We start from the raw sequence: 14,014 nt of genomic DNA, 5'->3' as shown, positions 1-14,014 counted from the left end.
TGGTGGACCACCGCCGACAAGGATTTTCGCCGTGAAGACAGTCTCCAACCGGATAGCCTTGCACTGCCTCAACCACTGGCAGAGACAGGGACGGGATCCGGCCCAGCTCCTGCAAGGTGCCGGGATTGCCAGAGAAGAGTTGCTGCTCCCTCAGGGGCGGATCGACGCCCAGCGCCACTTCCGGCTGCTAACCCAGGTCGCCCCCTATGTGGACATGACCCACAAGTGGTCGCCCCCTTCGCTCTCGGGGCTCTTTGCCGACTACCTGCCGCTGGCGAGCCTCTGTTGCAACGCCGCCACCCTGCGCCAGGCCCTGCACTTCTTCCTCGCCTACCGCCCCCTCATCGGCGAGTGCGATCGGATTCTGCTGCGGGAGGAAGAGGGGCAGGCCAGGCTCAGTTACCATTCGGAGTCCGATCACCCGGATGTGATCGCCATGAGCAGCCTGGCCAACCTCGGCCACCTCTATGCCCTGCTGCAGTTCTACCACCCGGGTCAGGGACGGCTGGTGCTGCCCATCCCGGTGCGGCCCAAGCTGTGGCGAGAGCTAGGGGCCTGGCTGGGGGATCGGCTGCAACAGGGAGAAGGCTTTGAGCTTCGCTTCCCCGCGGCCTTGCTCGATCTCGCCCACGGGGGCTGCAATGGCCCTCTGCAACCCCTGCTGCTGGGGGAGCTCGACGGCCAGATGCGGCTGCTGCGCCCGAGCAGCCACTACAAGGAGCGGGTGCTCGGGCTCATCCGCCAGCGGCTCTGGCAGGAGAGCGTCGACTCCCCCACCCTGCTGGCGGGGATCTGCGAGGCCCTCAGGCTGACCCGCTGGACCCTCAATCGCCACCTGCGCGAGGAGGGGTGCCACTTCTCGGCCCTGCTGGAGCAGGTAAGAAGGGAGGAGGCCTGCCGGCTGCTGCAGGATCCCGGCCTGCAGTTGCAGGAGGTGGGCGGGCGCCTCGGGTTTGCCAGCCAGAGCAGCTTTACCCGCTTCTTCAAGGAGGCGTTCGCCCTCTCCCCAAGCGAATACCGCTCAAGGCGCAGCCGGCTCTGATTCCCCGGCCAGGGCCCTGGCGAGCACCTCGCCCAGCCAGTGGATGAAGGCCCGCACCCTGGGCGAGAGCTGACGACGATGGGCATAGAGGGCATGAATGGGCAAAGGAGGCGCCTGCCACTGGGGCAACACCATGACCAGTTCCCCACTGGCGAGCAGTGCCTCTACCCCGACTCGCGGCATCTGGATGATCCCGAGCCCCGCCTGCGCCGCCGCCAGATAGGCTTCGCTGTCGCTTACAGTGAGAGTCCCCGCCATCACCAGCACGGCGCGAGAGCCATCTGCCTGCAAGTACTCGAAACCGGCCTCGCGACTCCCGGGCCCGGCGCCATAGTGCACCAACCTGTGCTGCGCCAGATCCGCCAGCGCCTGCGGTGTGCCGTGGCGGGCCAAATAGGCGGCGCTGGCGCAGTTGATCTGGCGGTAGTGACCCAGGGGGCGCGCCACCAGGCTGGAGGACTCCAGCGCCCCTACCCGCACCACGCAGTCGAAGCCCTCACGCACCAGATCGACCCGCCGATCCGTGCTGCTCAACATCAGCTGCAGATCAGGATGGGCCGCCAGAAAGGCGGGCAGCGCCGGGATGACCAGATGGCGCGCCATTCGGCTTGGCATGTCCACCCGCAGCTGGCCGCTGAGTTGTCCCCCCTGCCGGAACAGCCCGTTGAACTCCTCCATGTCGGCCAGCAGCTCCTGGCTGCGGGCATAGCAGAGCTGACCATCCGTAGTCAGCTGCACCCGCCTGGTGGTGCGATGGAGCAAGCGGGTGCCCAGCTGCTCCTCCAGCCGACGTATGGCCGCGGAGAGCGTTGCCTTGGGCATGCCCAGTTGCTCGGCACTGCGGGTGAAGCTCTCAAGCTCGGCCACCCGCATGAACATTCTCATCGCATCCAGTTGATCCATGGCGTCATTGTCACTTTAAACGGAACAGTGCATCTATTATTACCCTCTTTATCCATAATGTACGCATCAATAGAGTGGCACTAACGGCTCGTCCCGAGCCCGCATCCACCCCATTGACAGGAGTCGTACCATGACCCGTTCCATCGCCCTCATCACAGGCGCCAGCCGCGGCCTCGGCAAACACTCGGCCCTGGCCCTCGCCGCCAAAGGCGTCGATCTCATCATCACCTATCGCAGCCAGGCCGAAGAGGCGGCCACAGTGGTGGCGCAGGCCAATGCGCTCGGCGTCAAGGCCCACGCCTTGCCACTCGATGTGGCCAACAGTGCCGCCTTCGCGGCTGAGGTACGCCAGTTGTTGCAACGGGAGTGGCGACGCGAGCAGTTCGACTTTCTGGTCAACAATGCCGGCATCGGCATCCACGCAAGCTTTGAGCAGACCACTGAGCAGCAGTTCGATACCCTCATGAACATTCACCTCAAGGGGACCTTCTTCCTGACCCAGCAGCTGTTGCCCCTGATCCGCGATGGCGGGCGCATCATCAACCTCTCGACCGGTCTCACCCGTTTCGCGCTGCCCGGTTACGCCGCCTACGCCGCCATGAAGGGGGGAATAGAGGTGTTGACCCGCTATCTGGCCAAGGAGCTGGGCCCGCGCGGGATCGCCGTCAACGTGGTGGCGCCCGGTGCCATCGAGACTGATTTTGGCGGGGGTATGGTGCGGGACAATCAGGCGGTCAACGACTTTATCGCCAGCCAGACCGCGCTCGGGCGAGTCGGCCAGCCGGACGACATAGGCGGCGTGATAGCGGCCCTGCTCTCGGATGACAATCGCTGGGTCAATGCCCAGCGCATCGAGGCCTCGGGCGGCATGTTTATCTAGCGCCCATCGCAGCATGCCCCGTCAGTGCCGTATCGTCACTTCCTGCCCATTGGCGGCGCAGATCGCCTGCGGCAAATGAGCGGCCAGGGTTGCCACTACCTCGGCATCGACCCGGTTCTGGCGGGCCAACTGCTGCAGAAAGCTGAGCGCCTGCCCGGCGCTCAGCCCCTCTCGATAGGGCCGATGCTGCACCATGGCCTGAAAGATATCGGCCACCCGCAGGATCCTGGCCTCCAGCGACATCGCCTCGGCGGTCAGGTGGAAGGGATAACCACAGCCATTGGGTTCTTCGTGGTGGTAGGAGGCCCAGAGGGCGATCGCCTCGAAACCGTCGATGTGACGCAGGATCTGATAGGTCTCGAAGCTGTGGGTGTTGATGATGGCGCGCTCCCGCTCATCCAGTGACCCCGCCTTGTCCAGGACCTCGTCCGGCACCCGCAGCTTGCCAAGATCATGCAACAGGCCGGCAATCTCCAATTGCTCGCAGTGCCCCTCTTCGACGCCCATCAATTTAGCCAGCAGACGTGCCAGTTTCGCCACCCCGAGCGAATGCGCCACCGTGAAGGGGCTCTTGGCATCGACAATGGCCGAAAAGATCCGCGCCAACTGCTTGAGCTCGCCGTTGCTGGTGAGACAGGGTTCCCGCTCGCTCAGCATGTCATGCATGTAGTCGCTGATGGCACGCCCCTCCAGCTGCAGCCAGAACGCCTCAGAACGGGACGCCGAGAGAAAGGCCGCCACCAGCTCGGGATCGAAAAACTCGCCGGCACACGCTTCGATCCGTTGCCGGATCTCGTGGGTGTGCATCAACAGGGAGCCGTCGCCGTAATGAGGTGCCGCCAGAGCATCCACCCGGTCGACCAGAAAAATGAGATTGGCCTGGCGCATCACGCCAGCCACCAATCCAGGCGTTTGTATCAACCGGTGCCAGTGGGTGTGGTGATAACGAATGGGTTTCGCCAGGGGCGCCAGAGGCGGAAAGTCCTTGAGCAGGTCATAACCGACCTCGCAGTGGAGCTGGGAGGACTCCCAGTCAAACTCGCTGACCAGATGACAATGGATAAAGGTGGAGGAGACGCCGATGTCGTGCAGCACCCCCAGCTCGAACAGGCAGGCTCGCTCGCTGGCATTTGCTCCCAGCGCTTTGCCGCACTCGGCGGCCATGATGCCAACTCGCTTGCCATGCGCCACATCGCCGATGCCGACCAGATCCAGCGATGCCGACAAGGCGTATACCACCTGGCGCAGATCTACCTGCTGGGAAACGTGCTCACCGCTGCGGGTGTGAGGGGTGTTGCTGTTCATGATGCGCGTCCACATCTGTCAACGTGAAATATCCCGTGTCTGGGGCCGGGTAAACACATTGAATTTAAATCAGAATATGGACTCTGGTGGTAGCCTCACCCAGATACAACTCATCTAATTGACAAAGATATGAGTTGGATCAATCTGGCAAGGCACGTGCCGGTTGTGTAATAGATGTGAAGAAAATAAGGCTTTGTAGTTATCTAAAACCATCATCAATAGTCATTCGGAAATGGTCTATGGTTAGAGCGAAACGGCCTCAACAGGCTGGATATCAATAAGTTGCCTATAAGGAATCAACCATGAAAGCGCTAACCCTCCCCCTGTTTTACCTCTTGTCTCTACTCTTTTGCGGTCAGGCCTACAGCGCCGATGAGGTCATCCTCAGCGTCGCCGCCAAGGGTTGCTGCAACAACGCCAGCAAGATGGAGTTAAGCCGCGCTCAGCTACAGGCGCTGCCGCAAGCCAGCGTCACCACCACCACCCCCTGGACCAAGGGCTCCCATGTCTATCGCGGCGTCTTGCTGAAGACGGTGCTCGATACTCTCGGCGTCAGCGCCGACAAGATAAAAGTGATGGCCCAAAACGACTACTTCGCCGTGATCCCGCGCGAAGATGTCGAGAAATACCCCGTGCTGCTGGCCATCGAGGAAGATGGCAAGGCACTGACCCTGCGCAACAAGGGCCCGATCTGGGTCATCTATCCCTTGTCGGACCACCCCGAGCTCAATATCGAGCAATATCACAGCCTGATGGTGTGGCAAGTTCTCAAGCTTGAAGGGATGTAATGATGATCAAGGGCAAGTTCCTCTCCCTTGCCTTTATCATGGTCTCCTTTCTGGGGGTGACCATCTGGTCACTCTTCAATTACGATCGCACCTTCAATGACATGGTGAAATATACCCAGCTCTCCGCCTGGTCTCTGGCCCAGCTGGAGCTGGAGCTGCACGGTTTTGACGAGCAGCTGTCGCTGTATCGCAGCGGTCAGACCGATGCTGCGCAGTTGAACAAGGCCTATGACATCGCCTGGAACCGGCTGGACATCTTCCTGACCGGGCAGGAGACCGCCCTTATTCGCACGCGCTACCAGGCCAGCGAGAGGGTCGGCGCCTTCTTTGAGGTGCTCAAGGAGTATGAGCAGGACGTGGTCAAGCCCACCCCCGATTCAGCCCGGCTGGCCGAGATGGAAGGCAGAATGAACAAGCTGCTGCCTTCCATCCGGGATCTGATGGTGATGAGCTTCACCGGCCCCTCCGCCATCAAGCAGCGTCAGGAGCTGCAGCAGTCCAAGGAGGGGCACGTACTGGTGCTGGTCGCCCTGCTGGCCATCGGTTTGCTCATCCTGTTCGTGGTTTCCCTGGAGATGAAGTTGCAGCATTTTTTGGCCTGGAATGACCCGCTGACCCTGCTACCCAACCGGGCCGCCTTTATGACCCGGCTGGAGCGGCTGGCCAAGGGCAAGCAGCCCACCGACTGTACCCTGACCATCTGCCTGATTGAGCTTAACAATTTCAAAGAGGTCAACGACAGCCTGGGCTACGCTGCCGGGGATGAGCTGCTCACCATGGTCGCCAACCAGATCAGGGAGTACGCTCAAAACCAGACCTTCATCGCCCGCATGGGTGGCGATGAATTCGCCCTCTTCATCTATGGCGACATGCCCATCGAGCACCGTGTTCCCTACCTTGTCCGGCTGCTGGATGAATTGAGGCCCACCGTCTTTCAGGCCGATCCGGCGCACCGGGTGCGCGTCAGCATGGGGATCAGCCAGCACCCCATCACGGCTCACAAGATCGAGGAGCTGATCCTGTTCGCCGACATTGCCCTCGCCAATGCCAAAAAGCTCAAGGAGAACCACCTGCAGGTGTTCAACCACCGGATGTTCGAGCACTACAGTCGCAACCGGAAACTGGCCGCCGAGCTGCGTGAACATTTAAATATCATCTCCAACAGTACCCTCTACCTGCACTATCAGCCGGTGATAAAACCGGGCAATGCCTACAACATGGGGGCCGAGGTGCTGATCCGCTGGCGCCACCCCGAATACGGCTTCATCAACCCGCTGGACATCATCGCCATGGCGGAGGAGAACGGCCTCGGCGAACTGCTCGGCAAATGGATATTCAGCCGGGTCAACCATGACATGTCACAACTGCCGGCAAGCTTTGTCGACAAATTGGAGCTGGCCATCAATCTCTCCAATTCCATGTTTACACCCGATCTGTTTCATCAGGTCAGCGATATGCTGCAACAGAGCCCGCTGCGCGCCGAACAGCTCATTCTGGAGCTGACCGAAACCATCGCACTCGACGATCTGCCCCTCAGCCAGCGCATCTTCAAGGAGCTCAAACACATCAACGTGCGCATCGCACTGGATGATTTCGGGACCGGCTGGTCCTCCTTCTCCTATCTGATGTCCCTGAGCTTTGACAAGCTCAAGATTGACAAGTCCTTCGTCAGCAACATCGAGACCGACCCGCGGCAGTTCATGTTCGTCGAATCCATCACCAAACTATCCCATCAGCTGGGGCTGGTGGTGGTGGCTGAAGGGGTAGAGAGCCACCACGAGCTGCAGCAATTAAGCGACATAGGCGTGGATGAGATCCAGGGATACTATTATTCCAAGCCGCTTCCTCCGGCCGAGTTCTTCATCTATACCATGACCCACCTGGCCCACAGTACCGAAGAGAGCCTGGACGTCAATTATCACTGATGACGGCCCCCTCTTTGCCTCCCCCTACCCGTCATCTGCGCCATGCACATCATAAATAAACAGGCTCTGCCTGATGTGGCAGAGCCTGTTACCAACGCAATCCGAACCAAGTGATTTACAGCGTCTTGCCGCCGCTTGCGATCACCGATTGATACCAGTGGAAGCTCTCTTTCTTGATGCGACGCAAGGAGCCGCCCTGCTCATCGCGGTCCACATAGACGAAGCCGTAACGCTTCTGGTAGCCGTTGAGCCAGCTCAGGATATCGGTGAAGGACCAGGCGCAATAACCAATCAGCTCCACCCCGTCCTGCAGTGCCTGCTGACAGGCGACCAAGTGGCTGCGCAGGTAGGCGATGCGGTAATCATCGTGCACCTTGTCATCCGCCCCCAGCTGGTCAAACTCGCCGAGGCCATTCTCGGTGATCATCAGCGGCAAGCCGTAGCGGGAGGAGAGGCGGCGCAGGGCGATGCGCATCCCGGTCGGGTCTATGGCCCAGTCCCAGTTACTGGTCTCCAGATGGGGGTTGGGCGCCGTCTTGTAGAGGCCCGGAATACCGCTCGAGGGGGTGGTGCCCTTCTGCCCCGTGGTGTTGATGCGCTGCAGGGTCTGACCGCCGAGGGGATTGTCGGTGTAGGTCAGGGTGTAGTAGTAGTTGACGCCTATGTAATCCGGCGTGCCTTCGCGCAGCAGCTCAAGATCCCCTGACAGTATCTCAGGCGCCTCGCCATTTTCCCGCAGGTAGGCGAGCGCCGCCTGCGGATAACGGCCAAAGCAGTAAGCGTCCAGCCACCAGTAGTTGGTGAACTCTTCGGCATTTTCGAATGCCAGCATGTCTTTGGGGTCGCACGATGCCGGATAGGCAGGCGAGTAGGCAAAGCTCGGACCTATCAGGCCGTTCGGCACATGCTGACGAAACGCCTTGATCACCCGGGCATTGGCCAGAAACGCAATATGGTTGGCGGCGAAGAAGCGCTTGCGGTCCTGCACTGCGGGGGGGTGAGTGCCGAGCTGATAGGCGTTGGTCAGGTTGTAGTTCTGCTCGTTGAGCGATACCCAATACTTCACCTTGCCCACGAAGCGTTGATACAGGGTCACGCAGTAGCGCTCGAAGTCATCGATGATGCGTCTGTCTTCCCAGCCGCCGTACTCATCCTGCAGCGCCTGGGGCAAGTCCCAGTGATAGAGGGTCAGCACAGGCTCTATCTGGTGAGCCAGCAGGATATCGATGAGTTTTTCGTAGAAGGCGAGACCCGCCTCGTTCACTTCGCCCCGGCCGGTCGGGTAGATGCGCGGCCAGCTCACCGAGAAGCGGTAAGCCTTGAGCCCCATCTCGGCCATCAGCGCCACGTCCTCTTCCATGCGGTGATAGTGATCGACCGCCACGTCGCCGTTGCTGCTCTCAAAGGTCTTGCCCGGCAGCTTGGTGAACAGATCCCACACAGAGGGGCCCTTGCCATCGGCATTCCAGGCCCCTTCCACCTGATAGGCGGCGGAGGCGGCGCCCCACAGAAAATTTTTCGGGAAGTCGTTGAACGTGTGGTGATGCATCTGGTGTTGCTCCTTCTGCGCGGATGGTGTCAGCCATCTCTGATAAGTCAGCGCCCCATTCAAGGCGCCCCAAATAAATTGGCATAAGCATCGAACAGTTCTAAAATTCCGTCCAATGACAAATATGGCCATTCAACATTCCCAACAGGAATAAAAGGAGCTGTGGTGGAGCTACGGGATCTGAAAGCCTTCGTGACCCTGGGGGAGGTATTGCACTTCGGTCAGGCGGCAGTGCGCCAGCATGTCACCCAGTCGGCCCTGAGCAAGCAGATAAGGCGGCTGGAGGAGGCGTTCGGCGGCGAACTGTTCGAGCGCAACGCCAGCAGCACACGCCTCACCGTGCTGGGGCGGGCGCTCTATGACGATGCCTGCGCCCTGGTAGCGGCCAGCGAGCAACTCGGCCGCACTGCCCGCGACGTGCTGGCAGGCAATAGCGGCACCCTGCGCATCGGCTTCGGGGTGGCCACCAAGATCCTGGTGCCCGCCGCCATCGCCCGCTTTCGCGCCGAGCGGCCGCAGGTGACCATAGAGCTCAACGACCTCTCCACCCATCACCAGTTGCTGGCCCTGAGCGAAGGCAGGCTGGATCTCGGCTTTTGCCGCCTGCCCGCCCCCAAGGGGTGGCACTGCCTGCCTGTGGTGCAAGCGCACTTTGTCGCCGTGCTGCCCGCCAGTTACGCTGGCGTGAGCGGGCTGGCGGATCTGGTGGACAAGCCGCTGGCCATACTGCGCCGGGACAAGGCCCCCTCGTTTTACGATAACCTGATGCACTACTTGGCCCAGAGCGGAGTGCGCTTTCGCGATATCCAGTACGTGAACGACTTCGCCGCCGGGGTCGCCACGGCGGCGGCGGATATCGCCTGGACCCTGGTGCCCTCCTCCACCACCATAGAGCACCCGGATGTGCTCATCCTGCCCCTGCGCGAAGCCGAGGCAAGCTGGACCATAGGCCTCATTCGCCCGCCCCACAGCAAGGGCCCGCTCATCGATGCCTTCTGGCAGATTGTCGCGACCATGACGCCGCCAGCGGGCGAGCCGGATTGACCTCTGCCACGCGCACTCGCCGCCTCTCCCGCCCTGGGAGAGGTCCCTGTCAGGGATGGCGTCCCCATGGCTGCCTTTATTGAGTGATCCGCGCCGACCAAGGATGGAACAGAGAAGATCATCTTTTCGATCAAGGCATTAAGGTGGGTAGGCCAGGCCGGATAGTAGTAGCTTTTCGACAGTTGGCTCCATTAGAATCAACCGGCTCATTTCCACTACCGCACCTTGATACCGGACGCCTTCCTGCTCATGCTACTTCCTCGGTTCCTGAAAATTGACCTGCGCCGCCTCATACTCGCACTGGCCGTCATCAGCGTCATGGCGACCCTGAGCAACAGTTTTCACGCAACTTACGAAGCGCAGCGGGCACTGCTGATCAGCAACACCCTGGATGCCAATCGCGTCTACGCGGCCAAGCTGGCCGAGATGACCAACACCATGCTCCAGTCCAGTCAGAGCCAGCTGGCCTACAGCGCCGCCCTCCTCGCCCCCGCCATGAAGGATGACAACACCCTCTTGAGCGAAGCGCGGCGGCTGCAACAGCAAACGGCGACCTTCAACTCAGTGGTCGTCGTGAATGCCGACGCCGTGGTCATGGCCGTCTATCCCGATACGCTGCAGATAAAGGGTGCCAGGCTCACCTCCCAAAGCGCCAAGCTCTCCATCACGACACGCCAGCCGGTGATCACGGATCCGTTCGTTTCACTCTCGGGCAACTATCTCATCAGCATCTCCTACCCCATCTTCGACAAGGATCAGGCCTATCTGGGCTATGTGGCGGGCACCATCTACCTCCAGTCACAGAACATGCTCTCCGGCATACTGGGCCAGCACTACTACCAGGATGGCTCCTCCCTCTATGTGGTTGATCGCAACAGAACCCGCATCTATCACCCGGACAGAGCCAGGGTCGGTGAAAAAATCCGTGACAACGGGGTGGTCGACAAGGTGTTAAACGGCGAAGAGGGGGCACTCGCACTGACTGACGAGACAGGCACAGAGATGCTGGCCGGCTTTGCACCCATCCGGCAGACCCACTGGGGGGTGGTAGCACAACGCCCCGCGCCGCCACCCTGGCCGGACTGGACAAGCAGATGATGACGGTGCTGTTCCAGATCATCCCCGTCAACCTGATGATCCTGCTGTTCATCTGGATTTCCGCCATCTTCATCTCCAGGCCGCTATGGCAGCTGGCCAACAAGGCCAAGCTGATGGATCAACGGGAGGCACTGAAAAACATCGCCAGGATCCGGGTCTGGTACTTCGAGGCGGCCCAGCTCAAGCAGGCCATGCTCAAGGGGCTGGGGCTACTCAATACCAAGATCGATAAACTGCACAGCGACAGCCACACCGACGCCATGACGGGTCTCTTCAACCGCAGGGGCATGCAGCAGATGCTGGATCACTATCAGGCGCTGGGGATGCCCCTCGCCGTGATAGCGCTGGATATAGATCACTTCAAGAAGATCAATGACAGCTTCGGCCACGATGTCGGGGACCAGGTGCTGGCCGCCCTCGCGGCCTTGATGCGGCAAGGCGCCAGGCAGGCCGATGCCTTGTGTCGCAGCGGTGGCGAAGAGTTTCTGGTCTTGCTGCCCGGCCTGCCGCTCCCCCTTGTCTTCGACATCGCCGAGCGGTTGCGTCAGCGGGTCGCCACACATCCCATGCCCGGCGCCGGGCACATCACTATCTCGCTCGGGGTCGCCTACTGGCCCGGCGAGGGTGCCGACGATCTCAATGCCGTATTGAAACAGGCCGACAAGGCGCTCTATGAAGCCAAGCGTTGTGGTCGTAACCAGACTGTGGTAGCCAGCGACCAGGGTGCTCTCGTGCATGACGAGGCGTCCCCCCCTCTGGCATCGCCCGCAGATCCCCAGGAGCGCGTGATCACCGGCTAGACACCGTCATTGGGGGGCGTACAGGATCCGGCTATCCGGCCATGGGAGCGCTTAAACTAACGCCGTGCGGTGGCACGCTTTATCGTGGGGATCAGCGGCAACATGGAGCGGGATACTGCGGACATGCAGAGACGTTGAAGACGAACCAAACCGCGTGAAGCGGCCCATGTTCAGACGACTTGCACCTGGGAGGTCTGTGTCAGGCGGATAGCTCACTCCGTACATGCAGAGCAGAGCAATTGTGGCGTCAATAAAGATCAAACGAGCCTTGAATAAGGCACATAAATCACACTGGCTTGTGCGAGCCTGTTTATTAATACGGACCCGGAGGGATCGAATAACAGGATCCGCTCCGGGTTATATTCAGACGTCAAACCACTGGGTTACCTGGCTTGGACTTGCCTTTCCTCCACCCTACTTCAAACGCAGATCATTATTGACAGCGGTCACACCGTTAACGCTTCCTGCAACAAAAACCGCCTTGCTGATATTGGCCCTGTCTTTAACAAAACCACTCAATTGCACGACGCCTTTAAAGGTTTCAACATTGATTTCAGCCGATTTCAGGTCCGGGTCGTTAAATATGGCTGTGACAACCTTGGTGGTAATCACAGAATCATCGACATATTCGCCAGTGCCTTCTTTGGTTGTCGTTGATGCACAGCCTATCGCAGTCATCATAACAGCAATAGCCAATAGAATTGAAAATCGATTTGTAGTTTTCATTTAATATTCACTCCAAATAATGTTAAACATTTCACATTAAAAACTGCAATGTATGCGCCCTTAGAACATGCTGCTGTGAGTGTCATAATTCTGTATGGCGTTACTGTAAATAACGATAACTACACACTCACGCTTGTCGAGCCCAGCAGCCAGCACCTTATTTAATGACATGCTAAATTATAATTTACAGCTATGTCATCTTGTCGTCTGTGCGCTAACGAACATGACTCTCAGTTGACTTACGTCACATTCATGATGTGACATCTTAAATTCATTAAGTTTGATATATTCATCAGTACATACGTCAGATTACGTCATGAGATTCGACGATCTTGGATAATACGAAGTAAAACAACAATTACCGCGACAACAAGCAGCACATGAATGAAACCACCAAGGGTAGTGGCTGTTACCAGACCAACAGCCCAAAGCAGAAGCATCACTATAGCAAGGGTATACAGCATATACTCTCCTAAATAATGGATTGTAATTTCCTATAAATGATAACAACCATATTTAAGCAACTATGTATTCATGAACATGAATATATAGTTTGGCACTTCTGCCATATTTTATTTACGGTGTGACATGTCTTTGTTTTTCTGTTCTGGCTGACCGAGCAGTCGTGACACTAGAAAAAACATATCTATTCCCGACGCCAAACTTGATGTCACCCTGCCGGTTGTGACTGACACACCTCGTCTTTGCGGCCCCTCATAACCAAGCACAAAACCAGCGCAGGCAGCAGAACAGAGCACAAGAGGATGAGTGAGCCTCGTCTGCAGTGCCTGCTTCATGAGATGGGACAGCCCGACTATCGTCAACTGACGGGACTGCAGTCGCTGTCGCAAGATGGCAATCTTCTCCCGGCGGGAGCCTTGAACAACGGGACTGGTGTGACACGCTACAGACAGCTTCATAAAGGCGCTCCAGGCATGGTTGAGGACTTATCTGATGGCACGGGTTCATTGCTGGTCGCCACCGTATTGATACATATATTCTGCTGATAACGACGATACCGGATCATGACCCCGCCAACGGCAAGTCCATTGCCAAAACTGATGATGAATAAGGTGCTACTTGTAGCCATTCCCTGCTCGAGTAACCAAAATAGCAAGGCCGCAGCCAACATCAACCACAAGCTGATTAATAAAAAGGCACCGACCAGACCACAAACAAGCATGCCAATCAGGCTGCTTACTGCCTGTTGAACTTCCAGCCTGAACAGCTGCAATCGCTCTTGCAGTTGTTTACCAAGCAGTCCACAAACAGAGGTCGCCAAGCTGGTAATTGACACCGACTCCGTTGGAGTCAATTCTGCGTCAGAAATGGGTACACTCTCTGTGGTTCGCTTCTTGTTCATTCACGCTTCTTCAGTAACCAACCCACTAAAAATCCGGTGGATATGGCAATGCCGAGCGCGATGAGCGGCTTGTCATTAATTTGTGTACGACACTAGTCGAACAGTTTAATTTTCATTTCTTGCAGACTATCGCTTTTCTGCTCGATGGATTCGGCAACATTCATAGCAACGTCAGCTAATTTATCCACCGTTTTATGGGAGCCTTCGCTCAAATTATCCAGCGCGGGATGAACGGTCTTGGATGTACTGTCGATAGCGTCTTGCTGGTATCGTCAACCGAATCAGAAACACTCTTGCCTGACATGGCTTGCTTTTGTTCACTCATCATTACTCTCCCGTTCAATATGAAATATGAAAAATGGCGGATGAAATCATCACAATTCGACTTAACCACATGATATTTGGCGAAAGGACACCAGCCATGAATTAAAATATTGCCTGGCGGCGGTGTTGCATAAGACACGAGTCAATGCAGGCGTGAATTAACTCTATTAAAGGAGGATCTTTTCAGCTCTCACCTCTCCTATAAAATTGACTGTAAATATACTCCTTGTTGCTCAACATATTAATCCTGCTGGTCAAGGTAGTCTG

13 protein-coding genes are annotated in these 14,014 nt (G+C 58.0%); 7 read left to right on the top strand and 6 right to left on the bottom strand.

Going from position 1 to position 14,014, the window contains the following annotated elements; genetic code table 11:
- Positions 1–31: 31 nt before the first annotated feature.
- The gene (locus BN1128_RS19260; protein ID WP_042871729.1) at positions 32–1,042 is read left to right on the top strand and encodes a helix-turn-helix transcriptional regulator; all 1,011 of its coding nucleotides are present in this window, start codon (positions 32–34) and stop codon (positions 1,040–1,042) included.
- Here the strand turns inward: BN1128_RS19260 and BN1128_RS19255 are convergent.
- Positions 1,022–1,945 (bottom strand): LysR family transcriptional regulator, encoded by a 924-nt coding sequence (locus BN1128_RS19255; protein ID WP_042871727.1) that lies wholly within the window; start codon positions 1,943–1,945, stop codon positions 1,022–1,024. The two genes, BN1128_RS19260 and BN1128_RS19255, sit on opposite strands and share 21 nt — an antisense overlap.
- A 130-nt stretch (positions 1,946–2,075) precedes the next feature.
- On the opposite strand from BN1128_RS19255, the gene BN1128_RS19250 reads away from it, so the two are divergent.
- On the top strand, positions 2,076–2,825 hold the full coding sequence (locus tag BN1128_RS19250) for an SDR family NAD(P)-dependent oxidoreductase (protein WP_042871725.1): 750 nt from the start codon (positions 2,076–2,078) through the stop codon (positions 2,823–2,825).
- A gap of 21 nt (positions 2,826–2,846) precedes the next feature.
- Here the strand turns inward: BN1128_RS19250 and BN1128_RS19245 are convergent, their stop codons facing one another.
- Positions 2,847–4,130 (bottom strand): HD-GYP domain-containing protein, encoded by a 1,284-nt coding sequence (locus tag BN1128_RS19245; protein WP_042871894.1) that lies wholly within the window; start codon positions 4,128–4,130, stop codon positions 2,847–2,849.
- A 302-nt stretch (positions 4,131–4,432) separates the two neighbouring features.
- Between BN1128_RS19245 and BN1128_RS19240 the strand changes: the two genes are divergently transcribed.
- Both BN1128_RS19240 and BN1128_RS19235 read left to right on the top strand, forming a co-directional pair.
- Positions 4,433–4,918, top strand: coding sequence for a putative pterin-binding protein (locus BN1128_RS19240; RefSeq protein WP_042871723.1), 486 nt, complete (start codon positions 4,433–4,435; stop codon positions 4,916–4,918).
- Positions 4,918–6,843 carry a putative bifunctional diguanylate cyclase/phosphodiesterase gene (locus tag BN1128_RS19235; protein WP_082030479.1) on the top strand — a complete coding sequence of 642 codons (1,926 nt, stop codon included), beginning with the start codon at positions 4,918–4,920 and terminating at the stop codon, positions 6,841–6,843. The genes BN1128_RS19240 and BN1128_RS19235 overlap by 1 nt, the downstream gene beginning before the upstream one ends.
- A gap of 115 nt (positions 6,844–6,958) precedes the next feature.
- On the opposite strand, the gene BN1128_RS19230 is transcribed toward BN1128_RS19235, so the two are convergent.
- Positions 6,959–8,392: a glycoside hydrolase family 1 protein gene (locus BN1128_RS19230; protein WP_042871719.1), complete on the bottom strand. Its 1,434-nt coding sequence runs from the start codon at positions 8,390–8,392 to the stop codon at positions 6,959–6,961.
- A 165-nt stretch (positions 8,393–8,557) separates the two neighbouring features.
- On the opposite strand from BN1128_RS19230, the gene BN1128_RS19225 reads away from it, so the two are divergent.
- From BN1128_RS19225 to BN1128_RS26360, 3 genes are all read left to right on the top strand, one after another.
- The gene (locus tag BN1128_RS19225; protein WP_042871718.1) at positions 8,558–9,436 is read left to right on the top strand and encodes a LysR family transcriptional regulator; all 879 of its coding nucleotides are present in this window, start codon (positions 8,558–8,560) and stop codon (positions 9,434–9,436) included.
- 249 nt (positions 9,437–9,685) lie between these two features.
- On the top strand, positions 9,686–10,534 hold the full coding sequence (locus tag BN1128_RS26365) for a PDC sensor domain-containing protein (protein WP_244464630.1): 849 nt from the start codon (positions 9,686–9,688) through the stop codon (positions 10,532–10,534).
- On the top strand, positions 10,531–11,334 hold the full coding sequence (locus BN1128_RS26360) for a GGDEF domain-containing protein (protein ID WP_244464629.1): 804 nt from the start codon (positions 10,531–10,533) through the stop codon (positions 11,332–11,334). Before BN1128_RS26365 ends, BN1128_RS26360 begins: the two co-directional genes overlap by 4 nt.
- Positions 11,335–11,748: 414 nt before the next feature.
- Here the strand turns inward: BN1128_RS26360 and BN1128_RS19215 are convergent, their stop codons facing one another.
- The 3 genes from BN1128_RS19215 to BN1128_RS19205 all read right to left on the bottom strand — a co-directional run bounded on the left by BN1128_RS19215 (position 11,749) and on the right by BN1128_RS19205 (position 13,423).
- Positions 11,749–12,060, bottom strand: coding sequence for a BON domain-containing protein (locus BN1128_RS19215; protein WP_042871716.1), 312 nt, complete (start codon positions 12,058–12,060; stop codon positions 11,749–11,751).
- A 314-nt stretch (positions 12,061–12,374) separates the two neighbouring features.
- Complete coding sequence (locus tag BN1128_RS25635; RefSeq protein ID WP_156140511.1) at positions 12,375–12,524, bottom strand: lmo0937 family membrane protein; 150 nt, start codon at positions 12,522–12,524, stop codon at positions 12,375–12,377.
- Between the two features lie 452 nt (positions 12,525–12,976).
- Positions 12,977–13,423: a phage holin family protein gene (locus BN1128_RS19205; protein ID WP_042871712.1), complete on the bottom strand. Its 447-nt coding sequence runs from the start codon at positions 13,421–13,423 to the stop codon at positions 12,977–12,979.
- Positions 13,424–14,014 lie beyond the last annotated feature (591 nt).

This window comes from Aeromonas piscicola, from assembly GCF_000820005.1.
Classification (GTDB): Bacteria; Pseudomonadota; Gammaproteobacteria; order Enterobacterales; family Aeromonadaceae; genus Aeromonas; species Aeromonas piscicola.
The sequence above is the reverse complement of the archived record's forward strand: the minus strand, read 5'-3'. Positions and strand labels throughout refer to the sequence as shown.

What these genes read in the sequence shown, in the direction of transcription:
- BN1128_RS19235 (WP_082030479.1), top strand. Translation starts at nt 4,918, where the DNA reads ATGATGATCAAGGGCAAGTTCCTCTCCCTTGCCTTTATCATGGTCTCC.
- BN1128_RS25635 (WP_156140511.1), bottom strand. Translation starts at nt 12,524, where the DNA reads ATGCTGTATACCCTTGCTATAGTGATGCTTCTGCTTTGGGCTGTTGGT.
- BN1128_RS19215 (WP_042871716.1), bottom strand. Translation starts at nt 12,060, where the DNA reads ATGAAAACTACAAATCGATTTTCAATTCTATTGGCTATTGCTGTTATG.
- BN1128_RS19230 (WP_042871719.1), bottom strand. Translation starts at nt 8,392, where the DNA reads ATGCATCACCACACGTTCAACGACTTCCCGAAAAATTTTCTGTGGGGC.
- BN1128_RS19245 (WP_042871894.1), bottom strand. Translation starts at nt 4,130, where the DNA reads ATGAACAGCAACACCCCTCACACCCGCAGCGGTGAGCACGTTTCCCAG.
- BN1128_RS26365 (WP_244464630.1), top strand. Translation starts at nt 9,686, where the DNA reads ATGCTACTTCCTCGGTTCCTGAAAATTGACCTGCGCCGCCTCATACTC.
- BN1128_RS19250 (WP_042871725.1), top strand. Translation starts at nt 2,076, where the DNA reads ATGACCCGTTCCATCGCCCTCATCACAGGCGCCAGCCGCGGCCTCGGC.
- BN1128_RS19240 (WP_042871723.1), top strand. Translation starts at nt 4,433, where the DNA reads ATGAAAGCGCTAACCCTCCCCCTGTTTTACCTCTTGTCTCTACTCTTT.
- BN1128_RS19255 (WP_042871727.1), bottom strand. Translation starts at nt 1,945, where the DNA reads ATGGATCAACTGGATGCGATGAGAATGTTCATGCGGGTGGCCGAGCTT.
- BN1128_RS26360 (WP_244464629.1), top strand. Translation starts at nt 10,531, where the DNA reads ATGATGACGGTGCTGTTCCAGATCATCCCCGTCAACCTGATGATCCTG.
- BN1128_RS19205 (WP_042871712.1), bottom strand. Translation starts at nt 13,423, where the DNA reads ATGAACAAGAAGCGAACCACAGAGAGTGTACCCATTTCTGACGCAGAA.